This is a genomic window from Sphingopyxis sp., assembly GCF_016704835.1.
Lineage (GTDB): Bacteria > Pseudomonadota > Alphaproteobacteria > Sphingomonadales > Sphingomonadaceae > Sphingopyxis.
The window spans coordinates 43,726-68,271 of the sequence record NZ_JADIZJ010000005.1; the positions used below are offsets into that span (position 1 = coordinate 43,726).

Genomic DNA, 24,546 nt, shown 5'->3' on the forward strand with positions numbered 1-24,546 from the left:
GCGGACAAGGAAATCATGGCATTTGTCGGCTGGAACCGTTAGTCGCGCGTGCCATGGATTCCAAGCACAACCCGCCCGCCTCCTACACTTATGCGCAGTCTGGGGTGTCGATCGATGCCGGCAATGCGCTGGTCCGTGCCATCGCCCCGCTGGCGCGAGCGACACGGCGCCCCGGCGCCGACGCCGACCTCGGCGGCTTTGGCGGCTTTTTCGACCTGAAAGCAGCTGGATTCAACGACCCCCTGCTCGTCGCGGCGAATGATGGGGTCGGCACCAAGCTGAAACTGGCGATCGAATCGGGCCGCCATGACGGGGTCGGCATCGATCTGGTCGCGATGTGCGTCAACGACCTGATCGTGCAGGGCGCCGAACCGCTGTTCTTCCTCGATTATTATGCGACTGCCAAGCTCGACAACGACATCGCGACGCAAGTGGTCGCAAGCATTGCCGAGGGCTGCAAACAGGCCGGCTGCGCGCTGATCGGGGGCGAAACCGCCGAAATGCCGGGGATGTACAGCGACGGCGATTATGACCTCGCCGGGTTCTGCGTCGGCGCGGTCGAGCGCGATCAGGTGCTAACGGCCGACAAGGTTACCGCGGGCGACGTCATCCTCGGCCTTGCCTCGTCGGGGGTGCATTCGAACGGCTTTTCGCTCGTGCGGCGGCTGGCGGCGGACAAGGGGTGGAAGCTCGACCGTCCTGCGCTGTTCGACCAGACGATCCTGCTGATCGACGCGCTGATGGCGCCGACGCGCATCTATGTGAAAAGCCTGCTGCCGCTGGTGAAGACCGGCAAGATCCACGCGCTCGCGCATATCACCGGCGGCGGGCTGCTCGAAAACATCCCGCGCGTCCTGCCCAAGACCTTGCACGCCCATGTCGATGCCGATGCGTGGGAACAGTCGCGGTTGATGGCGTTTTTGCAGGCGCAGGGAAATATCGAGCCCGAAGAAATGGCGCGGACGTTCAACTGCGGGATCGGGATGGCGGTTGTGGTTGCCGAGGGCGATGTTGTCGACGTCACCGCGACACTTCAGGCCGCGGGCGAAACGGTATTTCGCATCGGGCATATCGCGGCGGGTGCGAAGGGCTGCACCGTTACCGGAAGCGTCGAAACCTGGAGCGCGATGGGCGCGTGGAGTGCGACGCATAATGCATAAAATCCTCCCGATTGCGCAGCAATGGGGAGGTGGCAGCCTCGCAGAGGCTGACCGAGAGGCGATAGACGCGAGACTTCGGCCCCTCCACCACTGCTTTGCGGGGGGGGGGCCGCCCCCCCCCGGGGGGGGGGGGGCGGGGGGGGCGCACTCCCCCTCCCCCCTCGCTTCGCGACAAGGTGGATTGAAGTGAAAGCGAGGGTCGCGGTCCTGATTTCCGGCGCCGGAACCAATATGGCGGCGCTGCTATATGCCGCGAAAGCCGCCGACTGCCCCTATGAGATCGTGCTGGTCGCCAGCAACAATCCCGACGCGCCGGGCCTGACCATTGCCGCCGCCGAAGGGATCGCGACCTGGAGCCTGTCGCACAAGGGCCTGAACCGCGCCGCCTTCGACGCGCTGGTCGAGGCGCAATTGCGCGCGGCCAAGGCCGAATATGTCGCGCTTGCAGGCTATATGCGGATCCTGAGCGACGACTTCGTTGCGCGCTGGCAGGGCAAGATGCTCAATATCCACCCCAGCCTGCTGCCGCTCTACAAGGGGCTCGACACCCACCAGCAGGCGATCGACGCGGGGGACAAGTTCGGCGGGTGCAGCGTGCATATCGTCACGCCCGGCGTCGACGACGGCCCGGTGCTGGCGCAGACGCCGGTCGCGATTCTGCTCGGCGACACGGTCGAAACGCTCAGTGCGCGGGTGCGGATTGCCGAGCATCAGCTGTATCCGCCGACGCTTGCCGCTTTTGTAACCCGCGAGCGATCGCCGGACTATCTGATCGGCCGCGTCCGCGAACTCGCGATGGCACTGCCCGAAGCCGACGAGGTGACCTCGCACGGCATGCCCTGCTTTGGTATCGTGAAGGGCAAGAAATTTGCCTATTTCACCGAAGATCATCACGGGGATGGTAAGATCGCGCTACTGGTCAAGATCAGCGGCGCCGACGAGCAGGCGGCGCTGATCGAGATGGACGAAGACCGCTATTTCCGCCCCGCCTATTTCGGCGACGGCTGGGTCGCCATCCGGCTGGACCTGGGCGATACCGACTGGGACGCGATCGGCGATTGGCTGCGCAAGAGCTGGCTGGCCGTCGCACCGAAGAAGCTGGCGGGGCTGATGGGGATTGCAGACGAATTTTGAATGGTCCCGCATGTTGCGGCAGGGCAGCCGCCTATGCTGTGCCAGTGTCTCTTAGAAATTGTAGGAATAGCCGGTCCGAATACGCCTGAACTATCGCCGCTTGGGTAATTCGATGTTGCTTCACGCAGTCATGTTGTTCGTGGTCGCCAGCATGATCAGCCAGCACGCTCGGCGAACTGGTTCGCTAGCGCGCACGCCAATGGCGATTGCGGGAATCAGTAGAGCCCGCGAGGCAACGCTCGCGGGCTCCTGAGATCGTTAGTGGCGCGAAGGGAATTGAACCATCGCAGCGCAATCAGCCGACGATTTCTTCAGGCTTAAAGAAATAGGCGATTTCGATTGCGGCGTTTTCGTCGCTGTCCGAGCCATGCACGGTGTTCGCTTCGATGCTCTCGGCCAGTTCCTTGCGGATCGTGCCCGGCTCGGCGTTCGCGGGGTTGGTGGCGCCCATGATATCGCGGTTACGCTGCATGGCGTTTTCGCCTTCCAGAACCTGGACAACGACCGGGCCGCTGATCATGAAATCGACGAGCTCGCCGAAGAAGGGGCGTTCCTTGTGGACCGCGTAAAAGCCTTCGGCCTGTTCGCGGCTCATGTGGATACGCTTCGACGCGACGACGCGCAGGCCGGCGTCTTCCAGCATCTTGGTGACGGCGCCGGTGATGTTGCGGCGCGTGGCGTCGGGCTTGATGATCGAAAAAGTGCGAGTGACCGCCATGGGGGAAGCTCCTGCTTTGTTATGGTTTGCGATGCGCGCGCCTCTAGACGCGCTTTGGCTGTATCGCAAGGATAGAGCGCTTGGCTGCTACGGCCCCTCCGTCCAGCGCCCTCGATCATCCTGTTTCCAGAAATGGGTTTCGACATCATCGGCGTTGCTCAGCTTGCGCCAGGTCGCGCGCGCGTCGTCGATGCGGCTGTTGTCGAAGAGCAGGAAGGTGCGCTCGAAGCCCAAAGCTTCGTCGCGCCACTCGCCATCGGCGAGCGCAATCAGCCGGGCGCGGTTGGGCGGCGCGGCGTCGAGCTTTCCCGAAATCAGGATCGGTTCGATTTCCTCATCGGGCGAACCGGCGGCGCCGTGCGGCAAAAAGCTCGCCGGGGTCATTGTCCACAACGCCTCATCGATCGCCTGTCGCTGCATCGCCGGGGCGGCGACGATCAGCAGCCGGTCGCCGGCGCCCAATATGCGTGTCGCAATGGCAGGGAGCACCCGTTCGACGGGGTCGCGGGTCAGCCGGTAAAAATCGACGCGCACCATTTCGCTACAAATCGATCGTAATTGCGAGGAGCCGAAGGCGACGCGGCAATCCAGAGTAGGCGTAAACCGCTCTGGATGGCTTCGCTTCGCTCGCAATGACGAGCATGAAATCAGCCTTCGTGGTTTTCGGCGATGTAGCGGTCGAGCAGGCGGACACCGTAACCCGTCGCGCCCTTCGCCCACACCGGGCCATCCTTGTCGGCCCACGCCATGCCGGCGATGTCGAGATGCGCCCAGGCGACGCCGTCGTCGACATAGCGTTTGAGGAACTGCGCCGCGGTAATCGAGCCGGCTTCGCGCGGACCGACATTTTTCATATCGGCGATCGGGCTGTCGATCAGCTTGTCGTAAGCCGCCGTCAGCGGGAAGCGCCACAGCTTGTTATTGCTCGTCTCGCCCGCCGTGATCAGCTTGTCCGCCAGTGCATCGTCATTTGCGAAAATACCCGCATATTCATGGCCGAGCGAGATGACCATCGCGCCGGTCAAGGTCGCGAGGTCGACGATGACCTTGGGCGAATACATCTTCTGCGCCCAGGTGATCGCGTCGCACAGCACCAGCCGTCCCTCGGCATCGGTGTTGAGCACTTCGACCGTCTGACCCGACATGGTCGTGACGATGTCGCCGGGGCGCATCGCATTGCCATCGGGCATGTTTTCGACCAGCCCGACGACGCCGACGACATTCGCCTTCGCCTTGCGCCCGGCGATCGCCTTCATCGCGCCCGCTACGGCGCCCGCGCCGCCCATGTCCCATTTCATCATGTCCATGCCCGCGGCGGGCTTGATGCTGATACCGCCGGTGTCGAAGGTCACCCCCTTGCCGATGAATACCACCGGCTTGTCGCCCGCATTACCGCCATTCCAGCGCATCGCGAGCAGTCGCGGCGGGCGCGTCGAGCCCTGCGCGACGCCGAGCAGCGCCCCCATGCCGAGTGCTTTCATCTGGCGTTCGTCGAGCACTTCGATTTCGACGCCGAGGTCAGCGAGATGCTGGCAGCGTTCAACGAAGCTTTCGGGATAAAGAATGTTCGGCGGCTCGGCGACGAGCGTCTGGGTCAGCGCCACGCCGTCGGCAATCGCTTCATTTGCGGCCCAGCGCGCCGACAGATCGCGATACGGCGACGCGATGGTCAGCGATTTGAGGCTCGGCTTGGCAGTCTCCGCCAACCGCGTCCGATAGGTATCGATCCGCCAGTCGCGCAGTTTCGCGCCCATCGCGAATGCCAGCACATCCTCTTCATCGACCGCGCCCGCGCTCGCAAAATCGACATGGACTGCCGCGGCGCCGCTGGTTTGCAGCCGTCCGGTCAGCGCGCCGCCCGCGCGCTCGAGATCATGCACCGTGCCTTCGCCAATTCCCACCAGCAGCAAGCGCAGGACGCGGCCGCCATCGACCGCCGCGGTTTCGGCAATGCCGCCCGCCGCGCCTTCGAACCGCGCCTGCGCCGCGGTGCCGCCCAGCAGCGCGCCATGCGGCGCGCCCAGCGCCTGGACAAAGGCGGCGAGTTCGCCCTTGCGGACCGGAAAAGCGACAACGTCGGCAGACGCATCGATTTGCGCGACAAAGTGAATGTCCATTCGGTAACTCTCTCATGCGATGATTGATTGCAGCGTGCGGGACCGATAGGGGTTTCGCTTGCGAGTTGCAAAAACAAAGCAGCCGGTCCAACCCGGGCGGACGCGATCGATAAGTGGGACAAAGTGATTAAATGAGCTGGGCTTTGTTCCGACAAGCGCACCGATCGCCGCCGCTGTGGCTGGCGACAGCGAGCGGCTTTGCTTTGCTTGCCAGTCCCGCGGCCGCGCAGCAGGCCGGCGAGCAGCAGGCCGCCGAATCGCCTCCCCGACAGGAAATTGCTGGCGAACCCGACCTCCAGACCCCTGATGTCGCACCGGTCACCGCCGATGCCCCCGCGGTCGCCGCCGAAAACCAGATTGGCTTTGCTGCCGACAACCTCAATTACGACGGCGACAGCGAGGTTGTGGTGGCTGAGGGCAGTGTCGCGATGAATCGCGAGGCGATTTCGATGCGCGCCGACAAGGTTACCTGGAACCGCAAGACGGGGCAGGTCTTTGCCGAGGGCAATGTCGCCATCAAGAGTCCCGAGGGCGACACCGCCTACGGCGACCGCATCGAGCTGACCGACAGTTTGCGCGATGGCGTGGTCGAAAATTTGCTCGTCGTACTCGACAATGGATCGCGCCTGGCGGCGATCAAAGGCACGCGGTTCGAGAATGGCAATATCGAGCTGGAAAACGCCGCCTACACCCCTTGCCCGGTCGAAGATGCCGAGGGCTGCCCCAAGAACCCGAGCTGGCAGATCCGCGCCGTGCGCGTGACTTATGACCGTGCGAAGAACAAGATTCGCTACAAGGGGGCGCGGGTCGAAATTTTCGGCCTGCCATTGATTCCGTTGCCTGGACTCAGCCATCCGGCAAACAGCGAAGCAGGTAGCGGCATTTTGGTGCCTGAAATCCGGCTCGATCGCAGCAACGGCTTCGAAGTGGCGGTGCCCTATTATCTGCGCCTCGCCGCTGATCGCGACATAACGATCACGCCGCATCTCTACACGGGCGCGGCGCCGATGCTCGAGGGCGAATTCCGGGCGCTGACCGACATCGGTTCATTCCGCATCAACGGCTATGCGACCTATGGCTCGTTGGTTCCGCTGACCGGCGAAGATCCCGACAGCCGCAAGCGCTTTCGCGGCTACCTCGAAAGCGCCGGAAAGTTTCAATTCGATCCGCGCTGGAGCCTGAGCTATTCAGGCCGTATCGCGACCGACCGCACCTTCATGCGCCGCTATGACATCAGCCGCGACGATCGACTGCGTTCGACCTTCGAGCTCGAACGGATCGGTGGCAATGCTTACCTCTCGATCGCGGGCTGGGCGACGCAGACGCTGCGTCGCAACGACGAACAGGGGCAGCAGCCGATCGCGCTGCCGATTATCGATTATCGCCAGCGCCTGGCCGATCCGTGGCTCGGTGGCCAGTTCGAGTTGCAGCTCAATACGCTGGCGATCGGTCGCACCGCGGGACAGGACACCCAGCGCGCTTTTGCCGGCGCTCGCTGGGATTTGCGGGGACTGACGCGGCTGGGGCAAGAGGTCACGCTGACCGCATTGGTCCGCGGCGACGTCTATCACAGCGACGAAAATCTGCTGACTGCGATCCCCGGTTATCGCGGCAAGTCGGGCTGGCAGGCGCGCGGGATTGCGGCCGTGGCTGCAGATATGCGTTGGCCCTTCGTCGGCGAATTTGCGGGCGGCACCCAGACGCTGACCCCGCGCGTCCAGATCGTCGCCACCCCGCCGATCAAGAACCTCGACATTCCAAACGAGGATTCGCGCGCCTTCGATCTCGAAGACAGCAACCTCTTCGCGATCAACCGCTTCAACGGCTACGACCGCTTCGAGGACGGCGCGCGCATCACCTATGGCGTCGAATGGAATTACAGCCGCCCTGGCTTCAACATCAGCAGTGTCGTCGGCCAAAGCTATCGCCTCTCGGACAAGCCGAGCCTGTTCCCCGACGGCACCGGGTTGACCGACCGCACGTCGGACGTCGTCGGGCGCACGACGATTGCCTACCGCGACTTCTTGCGCCTCACCCACCGTTACCGGCTCGACAAGGATAGTTTCGCGATCCGGCGCAACGAATTCGACGCGACGATTGGCAGCCGCTCGACTTATGCCGTACTCGGCTATTCGCGGCTCAACCGCGACATCCTGCTGCTCGGCGAGGATTTGCAGGACCGCTCGGAAGCGCGTGTCGGCGGCCGCGTCGCGGTGGCGCGCAACTGGTCTGTGTTCGGATCGGCGATCGTCGACCTGACCCAGCAAAGCGACGACCCGCTGAGCAGCGCCGATGGTTTCGAGCCGATTCGTCATCGCCTCGGCGTCGCTTATGACGACGACTGCCTGTCGATCGCCCTGACCTGGCGCCGCGACTATGCCGACACCGGCGATGCCAAGCGGGGCAACAGTTTCTCGTTCCGCATCGCCTTCCGCAATCTGGGGTTCTGAACAGATCGCTCAGCCTAGGTTCAGCGTTCGCGCGCTATCCGCGGCCTTCAAAGGGTCAATATGGCGGATTGCGCTGGACCATCGGGCGTGTCCGCTGATACGGAGCGTCCGAACCGTCTCGAATAGGGTAAAGATGACCAAATTTTCGACCATGATCGGCCTGATCGCCGTGGCCGCAGTCGGCATTACGCCCGTGGTGGCTCAGACCGTCGGCGACGACCAAGTCCCGACGACCAGCCTCAAAATCCCGGGCGATGTCCAGATTTTCGGCGACGCCAAAAACAACGTCTATCGCCCCTCGGCGACGGTGAACGGCGAGATCATAACCGCGACCGACATCGAACAGCGCATGGCGCTGATCCGGATCGCCAACAACAATGTCGAACTGCCGCCCGAGGAGCTTCAGCGGCTGCGTCAGCAGGTCTTCAGCAACCTGATCGACGAGAAGCTGCAGATTCAGGAAGCCAAGGCCGCTGAAATCACGATTGACGAAAATGTCGTCAACGACCAGTTCGCCCGGCTCGCGCTCCGCTTCAAGCAGACGCCTGACCAGTTTACGACCTACCTGACCTCGAAAGGCTCGTCCGCCGCGGCGGTCAAGCAACAGATTCGCGGCGAATTCGCCTGGGATCGCCTGTTGTCGCGCAACATCCAGTCGACCACCAATGTTTCAACCGACGAGGTCGAATCGGTGGTCCAGCGGATGAACGATTCCAAGGGTCAGGACGAGTTCCATCTTGGCGAAATCTATCTGTCGTCTCCGCCCGAAAATGTCGCGGCGGTGACCGAAAACGCGCAGAAAATCATGCAGGCGCTACAGGCAGGAGGCAGCTTTGCCGCCTATGCCCGCCAGTTTTCGGAAGCATCGACCGCGGTCGTCGGCGGCGACCTGGGCTGGGTTAAGGCCGGCCAATTGCCGACTTCGATGGCCGAAGCTGCCGCGCAGATGCAGGCGGGCCAGCTGGTCGGGCCGATCCAGGTTCCGGGCGGCGTGTCGATCATGCTGATGATCGATCGGCGCCAGGTTCTCACGGCCGATCCGCGCGACGCAATCCTAAGCCTCAAGCAGATTTCGCTCGATTTCCCTGCCGGGACCACGCAGGCGCGCGCGTCCGAGCTTGCCAGCCAGTTCGCCGAAGCAACGCGCAATATCGCGGGTTGCGGCGGCGCCGAGGCGGTTGCGGCGCAGCTTGGCGCCAATGTGGTATCGCGCGACAATATCGAAATGCGCGTTTTGCCCGCACCGTTGCAGAATACGTTGATCAACTTGCAGATCGGGCAAACCACCCAGCCCTTTGGTGCGGTGAACGAGGGCGTCAGCGTCCTGGTGTTATGCGGACGCGACATGCCGCAAACGGCGACCGCACCGAACATCGAGCAAATTGAACAGCGTCTGCTCGAAGAAAAGGTCAACAAGCGGGCGCAGCGTTATTTGCGTGACCTGCGCCGGGATGCCGTGATCGAATATAGCTAATGTCGTATTCCTATCTTCGACAGCCGATCGCGGTCACCCTGGGTGACCCGGCCGGCGTCGGACCCGAAGTCACCGCCCGCGCCTGGGCCGCGCGCCGCGACCATAATCTGCCCCCCTTCGTCGCCATCGGCGACGCTGCGGCGATCACCGCCGTCTGGGATGGCCCGATTGCGCGGGTCGGCGATATGGGCGAGGTCCAGCAGGCCTTTGACGACGCGCTGCCCGTCTGGCATCTTGAGGACAGCGGGCCGGTGACGCCCGGTACGCCGACCGCCGCGGGTGCGGCCTGCGCGCTCCACGCGCTTGAAACCGGCATCGGGCTGACCCGCAACCAGGCGAGTTCGGCGCTGGTCACGGGATCGGTGTCGAAATTCGCACTGCACGGCATCGGATATACCCATCCCGGCCAGACCGAGTTTATTGCCGAACGCTGCGGCGTGACCGCAACCAACGCGGTGATGATGCTCGCGGGGCCGGCGCTGCGCGTCGTGCCGCTGACCGTGCATATCCCGCTCAGCGAAGTGTCCGAGCGACTGACCACCGAATTGATCGTCGCCAAGGCGCGGATCGTCGTGCGCGGCCTCAAACGCGATTTCGGCATCGCAGCGCCGCGCATCGCGCTCGCGGGGCTCAATCCCCATGCCGGCGAAAGCGGCCAGCTCGGCAGCGAGGAAGAGCGGATCATGATGCCCGCCGTCGCCCAACTGGCCGAGGAAGGCATCATCGTCGATGGCCCGCTTGCCGCCGACGGCCTGTTCGCGCCCGCCGTTCGCGTCCGTTACGACGCGCTGCTCTGCGCGTATCACGATCAGGCGCTGACCCCGTTCAAGGCGCTGCATTTCCACGACGGGGTCAATCTGACCCTCGGCCTGCCGATCATCCGCACCTCGCCCGACCATGGCACCGCGTTCAATATCGCCGGGACCGGGCGCGCAGATCCCGGCCCGACGATCGCGGCGATCGCCATGGCCGCCAAGCTGGCGATCGCGCGCGAGCGCAGCTGCGCGCCGGCCAAGTGACGGCGCGAGCGGCGCCCCACCTGCCGCCACTGCGCGAGACGGTGCGTGCGCACGGATTGCAGGCGAGCAAGGCCCTCGGCCAGAATTTCCTGTTCGACGAACAATTGCTTGATCGCATCGCGGCTATCCCCGGCGACCTCGACGGTGCCACTGTGTTCGAGGTTGGCCCCGGCCCCGGCGGGCTGACGCGCGCGTTACTCCGCGCCGGGGCGAAGGTGATCGCGGTCGAACGCGATGACCGCTGCCTGCCGCTGCTCACCGAGCTGGCCGACGCTTTTCCGGGGCAGCTCACGGTCATCGCCGACGACGCGATGGCGGTCGATGTCGATGCGCTGACCGGCGGAACGCCTTATCATGTCGTCGCAAACCTGCCCTATAATGTCGGCACCGCGCTGTTCACACGCTGGCTTGAACCGGCAAGCTGGCCGCCGCGCTGGGTATCGCTGACCTTGATGTTCCAGCAGGAAGTCGCCGAACGCATCGTCGCGCCGGTTGGCGCCAGCGCCTTTGGGCGCCTCGCCGTGCTGGCGCAGTGGCGCTCCACCGCGAAGATCGCCATGAAGGTTCACCGCTCGGCCTTCACCCCGCCGCCGAAGGTCATGTCGGCGATCGTCCATGTCGTTCCCGCCGACCAACCCGAAGGCGTCAATCCGAAACTGCTGTCGAAACTGACCGAAAAGGGCTTCGGACAACGCCGCAAGATGTTGCGGCAGAGCCTGAAAGGCGTTGAAGGTGCCGTCGCCGCGGCGGAGACGCTCGGCATCGACCCGACGCGCCGTGCCGAGACGATCAGTGTTGGCGAATGGGCGGCGCTGGCGCGGGCGCTTGGGTTCAATAACGGCTAGCGACCATGTGTGGACCTTCAAAGCGGAGGGGATTTTCCATCGTTCGTTTTTGAACGGAACTCGCCAACCACGTCATACATGCCGGGATCAAATGTGGCGAATGACAGGGCTTCTTCGAGATATGGGCGTGGGGCTGGGTCTTGGCGCATGGCCTCATAGTCAGCGAGGCTGGCCCATTTAGCGTACATGGTGACCTTGCTGCCGTCCGTGCTGCGATGAAGGGTCGACGAAATGAACCCAGGCGCTTTGCTGACGATCTCGCCCGTGACCTTGGTCAATATATCGACCAATCGCTGTTGGTCGGACGGATCGACTCGAAAGACATTGATGAAGACAATCACGGCGTTCCAACCTGCGCGAAAAAGCGAGTCGATCGTAAGAGAAGTAGGGTCGATGGACGCAGAGGCAACTGCCGCTTTCCGCCCCAAAGCAGCCCAATACGCTACCCCATCAAACTCTTGCTCGCCTGCTCGGTCACATCGCGCGACAAGCCCGGCTGCGCCAATATCCGCTCCAGCTCGGCCTTCATCATCGCGGCGCGCGCCTCGTCGAAGCGCTTCCAGCGGCCGAGCGGGGGGATCATGCGTGCCGCTGTTTGCGGGTTTTTCGGGTCGAGTGCGATGACGAGATCGGCGATCAGCCGGTACCCCTCGCCATCGGCCTGATGAAACGCCGCCTGATTGCCCGACAGGGCGCCATATAGCGACCGAACGCGGTTCGGGTTCGCGAAGGTGAAGTCCGGATGCTGCGCCAGCTCCTTCACCGCATCGACGGTATCGGGGCGCAGCGACCACGCCTGCACCTGAAACCATTTGTCGAGCACCAGCGGATCGTCGCGATAGCGCTGGTAGAAGATATCGAGCGCCGCCACGCGCTCGTCGCTGTCGCCATGCGCGAGCGTTGCGAGCGCCGCCTGCCGTTCGGTCATGCCGTCGGCGGCGGAGAAGATCTTGAACGCCAGCGCCGCCACATCCTCCATCGCCGTTGCTGCCAGATATGCCAGCGCCACGCCGCGCAGACGGCGGCCGCCTTTCGCCTTGCGCGACAGGTCGGTCGCGGGTGGCGCGTTGCTGGTGAGGAGCGCGCGCCAATCCTGTTCGAGCGCGGTGCCGATCGCCGCCTGCAGCGCCAGCCGCTCGCGGCGGATCGCGTCGGGGTCGACGGTCACCATCTGGTCACCGATAAAGGCTTCGCTGGGCAGCAGCACCGCCTCGGCGACAAATGCTGGATCGCTCGCAGCGCCTGTGAGCGTCTGCCCGATCGCGTCGATCACTGCCCGGTTATCGCGCGCCTCGCCCGACACCGCAGCGACCAGCGTGTCGAGCATCAGCTGCTGCAACGCCTCGTAGCGTGCGAACGGATCGTCGTCGTTCGCAGCGAGCCATGCGAGTTCGCCATCCTGACGCGCGAAATCGACGATCACTGGCGCCGAAAAACCGCGGTTGAGCGACAGCATCGGGCGGCTGCGACCCGCGCCCAGCGGCACCGCCATATCGGCGCAGTCAAGCAGCACCAGCTGCTCTGCCGCCGCGTTGCCGCTGTCGCGGTCAAAGGGTTTGATCCGCAGCGGGATCAGCATCGGCTGCTTGTCGGGCTGGCCGGGGGTCGCCGGGACAGTCTGGGCAAGGTGCAGTGTGTGCTCACCCGTCGCCGCGTCGGTGGCGATCCGCGCGGTGACCCGCGGCGTCCCCGCCTGGCTGTACCACAGGCGAAATTGCGTCAGGTCTATGCCCGCGCCATCCTCGATCGCGCGCACGAAGTCCTCACACGTCGCCGCCTCGCCATCGTGGCGATCGAAATAGAGGTCACTACCTTTGCGGAATCGCTCCGCCCCGACCATCGTCGCCATCATGCGGATGATCTCTGCGCCTTTGTTATAGATGGTGGCGGTGTAGAAGTTTGAGATTTCCTGAAAGCTGTCGGGACGGATCGGGTGCGCGAGTGGCCCGGCATCCTCAGGAAATTGCGCGGCGCGGAGCAGGCGCACATCCTCGATCCTTTTGACCGATGGCGAACCCATATCGGCCGAGAAACACTGATCGCGATAGACGGTAAAGCCCTCTTTCAACGACAACTGGAACCAGTCGCGGCAGGTGACACGGTTGCCCGACCAGTTGTGGAAATATTCGTGCGCCACGACGCCCTCGACCCCGTCATAATCGACGTCGGTCGCGGTGTCAGAGTCGGCGAGGATATAACGCGTGTTGAAGACGTTGAGCCCCTTGTTCTCCATCGCCCCCATGTTGAAATCGCTGACCGCGACGATGTTGAACAGGTCGAGGTCATATTCGCGGCCGTAGACGCGCTCGTCCCACGCCATGCTGTCCTTCAGAGCCTGCATCGCGTGGCCGGTGCGATCGAGGTCGCCGTCGCGGACCCAGATGCCCAGCTCGACCTTGCGCCCCGACATCGTCGTGAAGCTGTCGCGGTTGACCACCAGGTCGCCCGCGACCAGCGCGAAAAGATAGCTCGGCTTGGGCCACGGATCTTCCCACAGCGCCCAATGATTGCCGCCGGCGCCATCGCCCTTGGCGATGCAATTGCCGTTCGACAGCAGGATCGGGAACGCCGCCTTGTCGCCTTCCATCCGCACCTTATAGCGGCTCAGCACATCGGGGCGGTCGGGGTGAAAAGTGATACGGCGGAAACCCTCAGCCTCGCACTGGGTGCACAGCATCCCGTTTGACGCATAGAGCCCCATCAGCTGGGTGTTCGACGCAGGATGGATCAGCGTATCGATCTCGACCGTCGCCGCGGTCCGCTCGCCCAGCTCGATGACCAGGTCCTGGCCGTCCATGCGCCAATCGTTCCACACTTCAGTATCGACGCGCACCGCCGCGGGGGTCAACCCGTCGCCGCGCAGGACGAGCGGCACCGGCGCATCGGCTTGGCGCACCACCGACAGTGCCGCCCCGACGCGCGTCGCTTCGACCGCCAATGCGAAATCGAGCGCAACGTCGGGCACCTGCCAGTCGGGCGGGCGATAATCGCCGCGGTGGATGGTGACGGGGATGGCGGGGGTGGAAGAGGCGTCGGTCATGTTTCGGGTCTAGGCGCGGGGCGCGGAGCGCGCAATAAGGCGGGCGATGAGACAGATGCTGATTTTCGGGATGGGCTATGCCGCGAGCCATCTCGCCGGCCGCTTGCGCGCACGGGGCTGGGAGGTGGCCGGGACGACGCAGGACGGTCGCGGCGACAGCATCGCGTTCGCAGACGACGGCGCAGTGCTCGCGGCGCTACGGTCGGCGACGCATATTCTGTCGTCGGTGCCACCGGTCGCCGGCGCTGACCCCGTGCTGGCGCGCTATGGCGATGCCATCGCGATCGCCCCGGCGGCGTGGGTCGGCTATCTGTCTTCGACCGGCGTCTATGGTGACGCCGGCGGCGCATGGGTCGACGAAAGCGCACCCATCAAAGGCCGCCGCCGCGACCGCACGGCCGCGGACGCGGCATGGACGGCGCTGCGTAGCGATGTGTCGGTCTTTCGCCTCCCCGGTATCTACGGTCCCGGTCGTTCGATCCTCAACCGCATTGCCGAGGGGCGGGCGCACCGGATCGACCACCCCGACCAGGTCTTCAGTCGCGTCCATGTCGATGACATTACGGGCGGCGTGATCGCGTCGTTCAAGGGACCGGCGGGGGTCTTTAATCTCGCCGACGACGAACCCTGTCACCAGAACCGCTTGGTCGAATGGGGCTGCCGGATGCTGGGGGCGCCGCTGCCGCCGCTGCAATCGCTCGACGAGGCAGGTCTGTCACCCGCGGCGCGCGCCTTCTACGCTGAAAATCGCCGGGTCGCGAACGGCAAAGCCAGACGGCTGCTGGGCTGGACACCGCGCTATCCGAGTTTTCGTGAAGGATTAGTGGCCTGCGCTTAACCGCCACCCTCGCGATGGATCAGATCAACACATCCACCGTGTGGATCAGCACGCCGACAAGTCCGCCGACCAGCGTTCCGTTGATGCGAATATATTGCAAGTCGTCGCCGACAGCGCTTTCCAACCGGTCGGTGATCGTCTTGGCATCCCAGCCGCGGATCGTGTCCGACACCAGTTTCAGCGCCGTCTCGCCATAGCTGTCAACCATGCCGACGACGGCGCGGCGGGCGTAGCGGTTGAGCGTGCGTTTGATATGGGCATCCTCGCCCAGCATCGCGCCAAATTGCGTGACCAGTTCGCCGATCCGTCCCGCCAGCATCGTTTCGGGGTCGCGCGCCGCCTTGAGCAGCGCGCCGCGGCCCTGTTCCCACAAGCCGTCGAGCCAGCGTTTGACGGCCTTGTTCTCGAGCAGCTCGTCGCGGACCTTGGCAACCTTGGCTTTCACTTCGGCGTCGTGCTGCAGGTCGAGCGCCATCTTGGCGAGCCCTTCCTCGACGCGAATGCGCAGCGGGTGCGTCTCATCCACCGCCATCTCGCTGAGCAGCTTCGACAGCCCGGCGACGATGCGGTTCGAAATGCTCTCGTCGAGCCCGGTGAAGCGGACAATCGCGTTCGAATTGTCGTGGACCATCTGATGAATCAGATGATCGTTGAGTTCGAGCGTCTTCGACCCCCATTTGACCATCGCGTCGAGCAGCGGCTGGTGCCGTCCCTCGGCCAACGCCGCCTGCAATGCCTGACCCAGCAAGGGCGCGACGTCGAGTTCGCGCAGGCGATCGGCGATCGCCGATTTGACCATCCCGCCCAGCCGTTGCTGGTCGAGGGCGCCGAGCGCGTCGGCGATGATCCGCGACGCGCCGATCTTGAGCCGCCCGCCCCCCTCGGCCGGTTGCGACAGAAAGGCACCGACCGCTCCGGCGACGTCGAGCGTCTGCATTTTGCGCGCAATCAGGCGCGGCAGCAGGAAGTTGGTCAGCAGGAAACGCGCAAGCGTATCGCCGATGCGGTTCTTGTTGCGCGGAACGATCGCGGTGTGCGGGATCGGGATCCCCATCGGGTGCCGGAACAGCGCGGTGACCGCGAACCAGTCGGCGAGCCCGCCGACCATCGCCGCCTCGGCAAACGCGCGGACAAAGCCCACCGCCGGGTGAACGTCCTGATAAAATTTGGCGGTGATGAACACCAGCGCCATCACCACCAGCATGCCGGTCGCGACGACGCGAATGTTCAGCCCGCCGGTCGGAACGGCAACGCCCACCCGCATGGGGTGGGCGCGTCCCATCTCGTCCGGGGGCGAGGGATTATCGATCATCACCATCAAATGGCGAAGCGGCGCAAAAGTTGCAACCAACGCGGCACATTTGGCCGCGCCCGGTCACTCGGCCGGCTGCGGCGCCGGCTCCCCGTGCGGCTTGGTATCATCGCCATGCCGATAGGTGAGCAGATTGCGCGAGAAGAAGCGGCCAAGACGTTTTTCGACGCTGTCGGCCAGGCTAAAGCCCGCCGGAACGATCAGCAGCGTCAGCAGCGTCGACAGGATCAGCCCGCCGATCACGACCACGCCCATCGGCGCGCGCCAGGCGCCGTCGCCCGACAGCGAGATCGCCGTCGGCACCATGCCCGCGACCATCGCAACCGTGGTCATCACGATCGGCTGGGCGCGCTTGCGCCCTGCATCGAGCAATGCCTCCATCTTGCCGACCCCGTGATCCATCTCCTCGATCGCGAAATCGACGAGCAGGATCGAGTTTTTGGCGACGATCCCAAGCAGCATCAGCAGCCCGATATAGACCGGCATCGAAATTTCCATGCCGGTGATCGCGAGGCCGAGCAGCCCGCCGAGCGGCGCGAGCAGCAGCGACGACATGTTGACCAGCGGCGACAGGAAACGGCGATAGAGCAGCACCAGCGTCGAAAAGACGAGGAGCAGTCCCGACACCACCGCGATGATGAAGTTGTTGATCAGCTCGGCCTGCCATTTGGCATCGCCCTGCACCACTCTGCGGATGCCTTGCGGCATATTCTTGACCGCAGGCAGCGCGTCGATCCTTTTCTGCGCCTCTCCCGTGACCAGCCCTGGCGCGAGATCGGCGCCGATAACGATACGCCGCGTCTGGTTGTACCGGCGCAATTCGGTCGGCCCTGCGCCGAACCCGATTTCGGCGACCGATTTGAGCGGCACCGTCGTTCCGCGCGAGGTGGGAACGGGCAAATTCTCGATCGTTGCCAGGCTGCGGCGCGAATCTTCGGACAAGAGCACCCGGATCGGGATCTGGCGATCGGACAGCGAGAATTTCGCGGCATTCTGATCGATGTCGCCCAAGGTCGCGATGCGGATCGTCTGGCTGAGCGCCGCTGTGGTCACGCCGAGCTCGGCGGCCAGGTCCATGCGCGGATTGACGATGATTTCGGGACGCGGAATGTCACCCTCGATGCGCGGTGCGCGCAATTCTTTCACGCCGCCCATCTGGGCAACGATTGTGCGGGCATGTTTTTCGAGTGCGACCGGATCGTCGCCGCCAATCACCATCGTGATGTCGCGGCCTGAAAAGCCGCCAGACTGGCTCTGGAACGACACCCGCGCATCGGGGATCGCCGCCAGCTTGGGTTGCAGACTGCGTTCCCATTCGACGCTGCTAATTTCACGATCTTTCTTGAGCGTGATGAAGCCATTCCCGCCGCCAACATTGACGTCGTAAAAAGCCGTTTGAACCACAGGGCTGTTGTCGAGTATCGCGCCAATCTGCCGCGCGATGGTTTCGCTCTGCGCCAGCGTCGAACCCGGCGGCAGCTCGTAACGCACCTGACTGTAATCGCTGTTCGTCGTCGGCTGGAACTGCTGCGGCAACACCGCGAACAAGCCAATGCTCGATAGAAAGGCAAGCAGACCGATGCCGACGATCCAGACGCGATGGTCATGCAGCCGCGCCCAGGCGCGCTGGGCCATGAACTTCGCCCAATGGGTCATGGCCCATTGGCGCATCCCCATCGCGTAAGCGAGAGCGCCGATCAGGATGGCAAGCAGGCTCGCCGCCAAGAAGGTGACAATCGCCATCAGCGGCGTCAACACGAGGAAATGGACTGCCGGATTCGGGCCATCCTGTCCCGCCGGAACGGGCTGGAAATATGAGAAGATTGAATAGAGGACATAGAGTCCGGCCAGAACGAGCGGCACCGCAAGAAAGGCGATCTTGGTCTGCGTGCCGTCATAGCGCGCGCGCACCGCCTGCTGCTTGCTGCTGTCGAGCGTCCACGCGAGCAGCCGCTCGTAGCGATCGACCCACGGCCCCGCCGCATGCTCCTGCTCGCCCTGCGCCGACAGGAAATAGGCGGCAATCATCGGCGTGATCATACGCGCGACCGCCAGACTGACGAGCACCGCGAACACGACGGTCATCCCGAACTGGACGAAGAACTGGCCCGAAATGCCGGGCATCAGCGCAACGGGCAGGAACACTGCGACGATCGACATTGTTGTCGCGACGACCGCCAGGCCGATCTCGTCCGCGGCGTCGATCGACGCCTGATAGGCGGTCTTGCCCATGCGCATGTGCCGGACGATATTTTCGATCTCGACGATGGCGTCATCGACCAGCACCCCGGCGACCAGACTGAGCGCGAGCAGCGACAGGCTGTTCAGCGAGAAGCCCATCAGGTCCATGAACCAAAAGGTCGGGATCGCCGACAGCGGGATCGCCAGCGCACTGATCAGCGTCGCGCGCCAGTCGCGCAGGAAGAGGAACACGACGATGACCGCGAGCACCGCCCCCTCGCCCATCGCCAGCATCGAACTGCGATATTGTTCCTTGGTATATTCGGTGCGCGTGAACAGGATCTTGAAATCGACCTTGGGATTGGCCTTCTTGATCTCTGCCAGCTTCTTCATCGTCTCGTCATGGACGGTGACGTCGGACGCGCCCTTGGCCTTTTCGATCGAGAAGCTGAGCACCTGCCGCCCCTTGATCTTTGCCAGATTGCGCTGTTCGGCATAGCCGTCGGTGACCTTGGCGACGTCGGACAGGCGCACGGTACGACCGTTGCCGATCGACAGTCGGGTGTCGCCAAGTTCAAAGGCGTTCGCGGCGTTGCCAAGCACGCGCACGGCCTGTTCGCTGCCCGCGATTTCGGTGCGGCCGCCCGCAGCGTTGACGTTGGTCTGGCGCAGCTGCTGGTTTACCTGGCTCGCGGTCAGGCCATAGCTTTGCATGCGCGCGGGATCGAGGATGACGCGGATTTCGCGGTCGACCCCGCCCGAACGGCGTACTTGGCTCATGCCGGGGATTGCCAGCAGCTCTTTGGCAACCGTATTGTCGACGTACCACGACAATTGTTCCAGCGTCATGTCCGACGCTTCGACGGCAAAATAGGTGATCGGGCCACCGGCGATGTCGACGCGCACCACCTGCGGTTCGAGGATCCCGTCAGGCAGGTCGCTGCGGATCTGCTGAACCGCCTGATTCACATCGTTATAGGCGCGGTCGATCGGGGTGCCGATCGCGAACTGCACCATCGTGCGGCTGTTACCCTCGCCGACATAGGACGACATTTCGTCGACCCCGCTGACCCCGCGAACCGCGGCTTCGACGCGCTGCGTCACTTGCGTTTCAAGCTCTGAAGGCGCGGCGCCCGGCTGGGCAACAATGACCTGCACCGCAGGAAATTCGATGTCCGGATTGTCGTTCACGTCCATCCGGTTGAAGCTGACGATCCCCGCCAGCAGCAACAGCACGAACATGACGATCGGCGGCACCGGATTGCGGATGCACCAGGCGGAGATGTTGCGAAAGCTCATGATTCAAACGCCTTTTGTGCGTATGCGGTCCGGGACGACTATTGCGGCGATTTCTGAACCACCGGCTTCACCTTGTCGCCGACGTTCAGGAAGGCACCGGCCAGTACGACCACCCGTTCGTTGCCGGCAAGGCCCGAGGCGATCGACACGCCGTCGTCGGTCACCGTTCCCACCTTGATCGCGCGACGCTGGATCGTGTTCTTATTGTCCACGATCAGCACATAATTGCCCTCGGGGCCGCTCTGGACAGCGCTTTCGGGCAGCAACGGAGCTTCTTCTGTTCCCGAAATCAATCGTGCGTCGGCAAAGCCGCCGGGGCGAAGCGCTGCGCTGTACGGTACCGCGATGCGGACCATGCCCTGACGCGTGTCGGGGTTGATCACCGGCGACACCTGCCACACCTGTCCTTCGACGTTCAGATTGCTGCCAACCGGCGTGATTGTAGCGCGCGTGCCGACGCGCACCCGCTGCAAATCGGCCTCGGCCATCTGCGCCAGCAATTCCATCTCGCCGCCGCGGGCCATGCGGAACAGCACCCCGCTGCCTGCGCCAACGATCTGCCCGGGCTCAACGCCGCGCGTCAGGACCAGGCCGGCGGCGGGGGCGACGATGTTGAGACGGCCGTTGCGGGCCTGCGCCTCGGCATATTGCGCCTGCGCGACGCGGACGCGCGCGTTCGCGGCATCGCGGGTGGCGCGCTTGCGGTCCATGTCCGCCTTCGAAATAAAGCCGCGCGCTACCAGTGCATCGGCGCGCGTGAGTTCGGCCTGCGCCAGATCGGCATCGGCCTGCGCGACGCGGATCGATGCCGCGAGGCTCGCGGCCTGCTGCGTCTGCACCGAGCGATCGATGACCGCGAGCGGCTGTCCGGCGCCGACCCACTGGCCAGGTTCGACGAGCACGCGGACGACCTGGCCGCCTTCACCGGCGATTCCGACGGGCATTTCGCGCCGCGCCGCGATCGTCCCGTTGGTCGAAATGGTCGACTGAACCGACTCGCGGCCAGGCACCATGACGGTGATGCTCGGCACTGCCGCTTCGCCTTTGCCGCCCGCCGCACCGCCGTCGCCGGCGGCACCGTCTTTGCTCGAACTGAACGCGTACCACGTCGCCGCCAGCGCGAGCGCGATCAGCACCAATGCGATGATCAGGCGCGTCCGCTTGCGGCGGCTGTCCGCCTCTTCATAATAACTCTGGGTCGAACCCGCGAGGCTGTCCATCGAATCCACTTTCCGCTCGTAGTTCACGCCGAATCCTCCCAGCCGCAGGCGGCATCGGTGCGGCGAGCGCGACAGCGCTTCGCCCCCCCAGGCCCACATGCCAGGACCAAAATCCTGCAGGAGGTGTATTACCCAATTAAATCACCAGATGCAAGAGGACAAAACCTGCCTCCGCCCCTGTGCCCCGGGGGGCGGTTCATAGGTGGATATTGTTGCGAATTCCAGTGGTTGCAGACATGAAAAAAGGTGGCGCGCCGGTCGGCGCGCCACCCTTTTGTCCGGCCGGTCTCAATTACGACCGGCGCACGCTAATGTCCGTTCAGCGAACGCGTCCGCGGCGCACCAGGTTAACGATGGCGAGCAGCACGACGGCGCCGATAAAGGCGGTGAGCAGGGTCATCGGGTCAAAGGCGTTGCCGCGCAGGTGACCGCCGCCCAGGAACTGGCCGAAGAGAAAACGACCAAGAATTGACCCGATACAGCCGACGATGATGTTGAGGAAGATACCTTGCTGGGCATCAGTGCGCATCACGATGCTGGCCAGCCAGCCGATCACGCCGCCCATGATGATTGCGATAATGAAATCCATGATATTGACCCCCTACGATCATTGGTGTTGCCCGACATTGCAGGCATAGCTTTGATAACCCGGATATTTGAAATCGCCTAACAGAATGGCGGCGGCGCGCCCGCGCACCGCCGCCACCCGTTTTGCTTAGCGGACGCTGCCGCGGCGGATCAGATTGATGATCCCCAGCAGCACCACGGCGCCAATAAACGCCCACAGCAGACCGATCGGGCTGAAGGTGTCGAGACTGGCACCCATACCGAAAAAGCCGCCGAGGAAATTGCCGAGAAAAGCCCCAACGATACCGACGACGACATTCAGAATGATGCCCTGCTGCCCATCCGTGCGCATGACGATGCTGGCCAGCCAGCCGATGATGCCGCCAACAATCAAAGTGATGATCAAGCCCATGGTTTTTCCCTTCCTGAACCGCCGGACAAACGCAGATACCCGGCGGAAATATGAACGTCCGGTCGCGCCCAGACATCGTTTCAACGATGCCGACATAATGCGGAAAGGAAGCGAAAGGTTCCCGGCCGGTCCCAAAGGACGCGGCCGGGAAAGTGGGATCAGTTCCAGATCAAGAACTGCTCCGGGTCGCAACCATAGCTTTAAGCAGCCGCGTTTGACTGCGATGTGACGAACGTCACACGCGGGAAAAAAATTCATGAGGGGTGGTGGTTCGGCGTCGCGCAGCGCGCTTTGCCCAAACGAAATGGGGGCCGACATCGCTGCCAACCCCCACTATCCGGTCCTGCCCCGGCATACTCCGCCTCACCTCATCCCGGTCCGCTTCTCTTGCGATCAGCAGCCCGCAAAACGATGCGTTGCGGCGCACGCCGGAACAACCCGGCGACGGTTTGGTCGGCCCCCTTTCGGGGGCCGGCCGCACCTGGAAAGCCCTTCATCATCTCTTCCTGCGTCTGCCGAAGCAGTCGCTGTCCAAGCGATGGACTGCATTTCCTGTACCTGATCGGGTCCGCATCAACTCGTGGGAATCGCTACGTTCCGTGACCAGGCTATCGGTCGATTTCTTCGTAAGTCCGGTCCGTTCTCTTCTGGCTAGTCTTGCAACTACCCTTGATGTCCCGGCGGTCTTTCGTTTCCATCGTCCGATGATTTGAAGCTGACATGAAGCGTTCGCAGCGCCAACCGAAAAACGCTCAAATGCCCTCGCCGAGCGTCAGCTGCTGTGGATAAGTCCGGCATTAGCAACAAGCGGATTCGGCGCAGCATTTTTGTAACAAGCATGCCGCATTTTCGGATTCGGATTTGCCGCTCAGCCCTCGCAAGTCGTCCGCCGACTCGTAGCGGCGAGTCGCAAATCCGACTCGCTTGGGAACTAAGCCCGTCCCAGATCGCCCTGCCCAATTGTCCCCGACGCCATCTCCAGCATCCGGTCAAGGCTCTTGCGTGCTGCCAGCCGCAGGCCTTCCTCCATCTCGATCTGCGGCTTCAGGTCGCGCAGCGCGAGGTAGAGCTTTTCCATCGTGTTGAGCGCCATGTACGGGCAGATGTTGCAGTTGCAGTTGCCGTCGGCCCCCGGCGCGCCGATGAAGGTCTTGTCCGGGATCGCCAGTTCCATCTGGTGGATGATGTGCGGCTCGGTCGCGACGATCAGTGTGTCGCCGGGGAAGCTCTTGGCGAATTGCAAAATACCGCTGGTCGACCCGACATAGTCGGCATGGTCGACAATATGCGGCGGGCATTCGGGATGCGCAGCGACCGGCGCGCCGGGGTGCTGCGCCTTGAGCTTGAGCAGCTCGGTCTCGCTGAACGCTTCGTGGACGATGCACACGCCGGGCCACAGCAGCATCTCGCGCCCGAACTTGCGGTTGAGATAGCCGCCGAGGTGGCGATCGGGGCCAAAAATGATCGGCTGGTTTTCCGGAATCTGGCTGATGATCGTCTCGGCGCTCGACGAGGTGACGATGATATCGCTCAATGCCTTAACCGCTGCGGAGCAGTTGATGTAGGTCAACGCGATATGGTCGGGGTGTTTTTCGCGGAAGCGTTTGAACTGCTCGGGCGGGCAGCTGTCCTCGAGCGAGCAACCCGCGTCCATGTCGGGCAGGATCACGATCTTCTCGGGGCTCAGGATCTTCGCGGTCTCGGCCATGAACTTCACGCCGCAAAAGGCGATGACATCGGCGTCGGTGTCGGCGGCCTTGCGCGACAGCTCAAGCGAATCGCCGACGAAATCGGCGAGATCCTGAATTTCCGGCTTCTGATAATAATGCGCCAGAATCACCGCGTTGCGTTCTTTGCGGAGGCGCTCGATTTCGGCGCGCAGGTCGAGGCCCGAGAGATTCTCGCGAATGGGAGCAGTCATCGCTTTTCCTTATCTGGCTTTTGCCTTGGCCTCCCCCCTACACCGCGACCCCGGACAGGGCAACGCGGCGTCAGCCGCCAACGAGCCGGTCCGCGAGCGCAATGACAGGGGGCATCAACGCTGCCAGATAGATGGTGAGGCGCACCGCGATGACAATCGCCGCGATCGCCTTTGTCGCGGGATGCACGCTCCCCAGCGTCCGGCGATCATAAAGCGCGATGATGCCGACGACGGCGAGCTGGATCAGCCCGATCGGAATGTCGGACCAGCCGATCAGCAGCGGCATTGGCAAAATCCGGCCGACTGCGGGTTCGAGAATGATGATCGTCGCGCCGATCATCAATCGCCGGTGCCACGCCGTCATGTGGCGCCGCCGAACCGCTGCCCCCACCATCGTCCCGAATACGATCGATTCGATGGCGGTCAGCGCAAGAAAATAGGACGGCGAGAAAAAGGGCGGGAAGCGGCCGAGCACCAGCGACGCGATTCCGATAAAGATGCCCAGTCCGGTGATAATGATCGCCAGCACCGCACCGGTCCATCCAAGCCGCCGGTGGAGCGCCAAATTCTGCCGCGACACCAACGTCGGCTGCACGACCAGCAGGGCCAGCCACGCGAGCATCAACACGCCATGCAGATGGACCCAAAAGGGCGCCGCGACCGGATCGACAAAACCGCGCAGCGCGAATTGCAGGAAACCGAAAATGATAAACAGCGCGAGGCCGATCGCCATACGCTGCCAGAAAAGTTCAGCGCGCCCCGCGCCGGTTATCGCTGTCGCCACGCCCTACCCCCTGTCGGCCGGAATCACCGCCAGACTAACGCGGGATGACGGCGCG

General features: G+C 63.7%; 19 protein-coding genes. 7 read left to right on the top strand and 12 right to left on the bottom strand.

Translation table 11 applies throughout. The annotated features are described in order from the left end of the window. The first annotated feature begins 53 nt into the window (after positions 1–53). Both purM and purN read left to right on the top strand, forming a co-directional pair. A complete protein-coding gene (gene purM, locus IPF76_RS09800; RefSeq protein ID WP_293843010.1) occupies positions 54–1,160 on the top strand; it encodes a phosphoribosylformylglycinamidine cyclo-ligase in 1,107 nt (368 codons plus the stop codon). A 186-nt stretch (positions 1,161–1,346) separates the two neighbouring features. Continuing rightward, on the top strand, positions 1,347–2,294 hold the full coding sequence (gene purN / locus IPF76_RS09805) for a phosphoribosylglycinamide formyltransferase (protein ID WP_293843012.1): 948 nt from the start codon (positions 1,347–1,349) through the stop codon (positions 2,292–2,294). A 295-nt stretch (positions 2,295–2,589) separates the two neighbouring features. Here the strand turns inward: purN and ndk are convergent, their stop codons facing one another. The 3 genes from ndk to IPF76_RS09820 form a co-directional block, all read right to left on the bottom strand. Further along, positions 2,590–3,012, bottom strand: coding sequence for a nucleoside-diphosphate kinase (gene ndk, locus IPF76_RS09810; protein ID WP_293843015.1), 423 nt, complete (start codon positions 3,010–3,012; stop codon positions 2,590–2,592). A gap of 87 nt (positions 3,013–3,099) precedes the next feature. After that, on the bottom strand, positions 3,100–3,549 hold the full coding sequence (locus IPF76_RS09815; RefSeq protein ID WP_293843017.1) for a DNA polymerase III subunit chi: 450 nt from the start codon (positions 3,547–3,549) through the stop codon (positions 3,100–3,102). Positions 3,550–3,659: 110 nt separating this feature from the next. Then, positions 3,660–5,129, bottom strand: a complete 1,470-nt coding sequence (locus IPF76_RS09820) for a leucyl aminopeptidase (RefSeq protein ID WP_293843019.1) — start codon at positions 5,127–5,129, stop codon at positions 3,660–3,662. A gap of 131 nt (positions 5,130–5,260) precedes the next feature. On the opposite strand from IPF76_RS09820, the gene lptD reads away from it, so the two are divergent. The 4 genes from lptD to rsmA all read left to right on the top strand — a co-directional run bounded on the left by lptD (position 5,261) and on the right by rsmA (position 10,917). Continuing rightward, a complete protein-coding gene (gene lptD / locus IPF76_RS09825) occupies positions 5,261–7,579 on the top strand; it encodes an LPS assembly protein LptD (RefSeq protein WP_293843021.1) in 2,319 nt (772 codons plus the stop codon). A 133-nt stretch (positions 7,580–7,712) separates the two neighbouring features. Further along, positions 7,713–9,053 carry a peptidylprolyl isomerase gene (locus tag IPF76_RS09830; protein WP_293843023.1) on the top strand — a complete coding sequence of 447 codons (1,341 nt, stop codon included), beginning with the start codon at positions 7,713–7,715 and terminating at the stop codon, positions 9,051–9,053. Beyond that, entirely contained in the window at positions 9,053–10,072 is a 1,020-nt protein-coding gene (gene pdxA, locus IPF76_RS09835; RefSeq protein ID WP_293843025.1) for a 4-hydroxythreonine-4-phosphate dehydrogenase PdxA, read from the top strand. Before IPF76_RS09830 ends, pdxA begins: the two co-directional genes overlap by 1 nt. Positions 10,073–10,092: 20 nt before the next feature. Next, positions 10,093–10,917, top strand: a complete 825-nt coding sequence (gene rsmA, locus IPF76_RS09840) for a 16S rRNA (adenine(1518)-N(6)/adenine(1519)-N(6))-dimethyltransferase RsmA (protein ID WP_293843813.1) — start codon at positions 10,093–10,095, stop codon at positions 10,915–10,917. Between the two features lie 17 nt (positions 10,918–10,934). On the opposite strand, the gene IPF76_RS09845 is transcribed toward rsmA, so the two are convergent. Together IPF76_RS09845 and pepN are read right to left on the bottom strand one after the other, a co-directional pair. Beyond that, the gene (locus IPF76_RS09845) at positions 10,935–11,258 is read right to left on the bottom strand and encodes an antibiotic biosynthesis monooxygenase family protein (protein WP_293843027.1); all 324 of its coding nucleotides are present in this window, start codon (positions 11,256–11,258) and stop codon (positions 10,935–10,937) included. Between the two features lie 101 nt (positions 11,259–11,359). Beyond that, positions 11,360–13,957, bottom strand: coding sequence for an aminopeptidase N (pepN, locus tag IPF76_RS09850; protein WP_293843029.1), 2,598 nt, complete (start codon positions 13,955–13,957; stop codon positions 11,360–11,362). 46 nt (positions 13,958–14,003) lie between these two features. Here pepN and IPF76_RS09855 point away from each other — a divergent pair, with 46 nt between their 5' ends. Next, on the top strand, positions 14,004–14,795 hold the full coding sequence (locus IPF76_RS09855; RefSeq protein ID WP_293843031.1) for an SDR family NAD(P)-dependent oxidoreductase: 792 nt from the start codon (positions 14,004–14,006) through the stop codon (positions 14,793–14,795). Positions 14,796–14,814: 19 nt separating this feature from the next. Here IPF76_RS09855 and IPF76_RS09860 read toward each other — a convergent pair whose 3' ends face one another. The 7 genes from IPF76_RS09860 to IPF76_RS09890 form a co-directional block, all read right to left on the bottom strand. Next, positions 14,815–16,059, bottom strand: a complete 1,245-nt coding sequence (locus tag IPF76_RS09860; protein ID WP_293843815.1) for a DUF445 domain-containing protein — start codon at positions 16,057–16,059, stop codon at positions 14,815–14,817. A 111-nt stretch (positions 16,060–16,170) separates the two neighbouring features. Beyond that, positions 16,171–19,587 carry an efflux RND transporter permease subunit gene (locus tag IPF76_RS09865; protein WP_293843033.1) on the bottom strand — a complete coding sequence of 1,139 codons (3,417 nt, stop codon included), beginning with the start codon at positions 19,585–19,587 and terminating at the stop codon, positions 16,171–16,173. A gap of 38 nt (positions 19,588–19,625) precedes the next feature. Beyond that, entirely contained in the window at positions 19,626–20,807 is a 1,182-nt protein-coding gene (locus IPF76_RS09870) for an efflux RND transporter periplasmic adaptor subunit (protein ID WP_293843817.1), read from the bottom strand. 319 nt (positions 20,808–21,126) lie between these two features. After that, positions 21,127–21,396 carry a GlsB/YeaQ/YmgE family stress response membrane protein gene (locus IPF76_RS09875; RefSeq protein WP_088441227.1) on the bottom strand — a complete coding sequence of 90 codons (270 nt, stop codon included), beginning with the start codon at positions 21,394–21,396 and terminating at the stop codon, positions 21,127–21,129. A 126-nt stretch (positions 21,397–21,522) separates the two neighbouring features. After that, positions 21,523–21,786, bottom strand: a complete 264-nt coding sequence (locus IPF76_RS09880; protein ID WP_293843820.1) for a GlsB/YeaQ/YmgE family stress response membrane protein — start codon at positions 21,784–21,786, stop codon at positions 21,523–21,525. Between the two features lie 931 nt (positions 21,787–22,717). Further along, on the bottom strand, positions 22,718–23,707 hold the full coding sequence (gene nadA, locus IPF76_RS09885) for a quinolinate synthase NadA (protein WP_293843035.1): 990 nt from the start codon (positions 23,705–23,707) through the stop codon (positions 22,718–22,720). A 70-nt stretch (positions 23,708–23,777) separates the two neighbouring features. Beyond that, positions 23,778–24,491 (bottom strand): adenylate cyclase, encoded by a 714-nt coding sequence (locus IPF76_RS09890; RefSeq protein ID WP_293843037.1) that lies wholly within the window; start codon positions 24,489–24,491, stop codon positions 23,778–23,780. Between the last annotated feature and the right edge of the window lie 55 nt (positions 24,492–24,546).

Coding starts and splice junctions, on each gene's coding strand:
- IPF76_RS09865 (WP_293843033.1), bottom strand. CDS start 19,587: ATGAGCTTTCGCAACATCTCCGCCTGGTGCATCCGCAATCCGGTGCCG.
- purM (WP_293843010.1), top strand. CDS start 54: ATGGATTCCAAGCACAACCCGCCCGCCTCCTACACTTATGCGCAGTCT.
- pdxA (WP_293843025.1), top strand. CDS start 9,053: ATGTCGTATTCCTATCTTCGACAGCCGATCGCGGTCACCCTGGGTGAC.
- IPF76_RS09830 (WP_293843023.1), top strand. CDS start 7,713: ATGACCAAATTTTCGACCATGATCGGCCTGATCGCCGTGGCCGCAGTC.
- IPF76_RS09820 (WP_293843019.1), bottom strand. CDS start 5,129: ATGGACATTCACTTTGTCGCGCAAATCGATGCGTCTGCCGACGTTGTC.
- pepN (WP_293843029.1), bottom strand. CDS start 13,957: ATGACCGACGCCTCTTCCACCCCCGCCATCCCCGTCACCATCCACCGC.
- IPF76_RS09870 (WP_293843817.1), bottom strand. CDS start 20,807: ATGGACAGCCTCGCGGGTTCGACCCAGAGTTATTATGAAGAGGCGGAC.
- IPF76_RS09815 (WP_293843017.1), bottom strand. CDS start 3,549: ATGGTGCGCGTCGATTTTTACCGGCTGACCCGCGACCCCGTCGAACGG.
- lptD (WP_293843021.1), top strand. CDS start 5,261: ATGAGCTGGGCTTTGTTCCGACAAGCGCACCGATCGCCGCCGCTGTGG.
- IPF76_RS09880 (WP_293843820.1), bottom strand. CDS start 21,786: ATGGGCTTGATCATCACTTTGATTGTTGGCGGCATCATCGGCTGGCTG.
- IPF76_RS09875 (WP_088441227.1), bottom strand. CDS start 21,396: ATGGATTTCATTATCGCAATCATCATGGGCGGCGTGATCGGCTGGCTG.
- IPF76_RS09860 (WP_293843815.1), bottom strand. CDS start 16,059: ATGCGGGTGGGCGTTGCCGTTCCGACCGGCGGGCTGAACATTCGCGTC.
- IPF76_RS09855 (WP_293843031.1), top strand. CDS start 14,004: ATGAGACAGATGCTGATTTTCGGGATGGGCTATGCCGCGAGCCATCTC.
- nadA (WP_293843035.1), bottom strand. CDS start 23,707: ATGACTGCTCCCATTCGCGAGAATCTCTCGGGCCTCGACCTGCGCGCC.
- ndk (WP_293843015.1), bottom strand. CDS start 3,012: ATGGCGGTCACTCGCACTTTTTCGATCATCAAGCCCGACGCCACGCGC.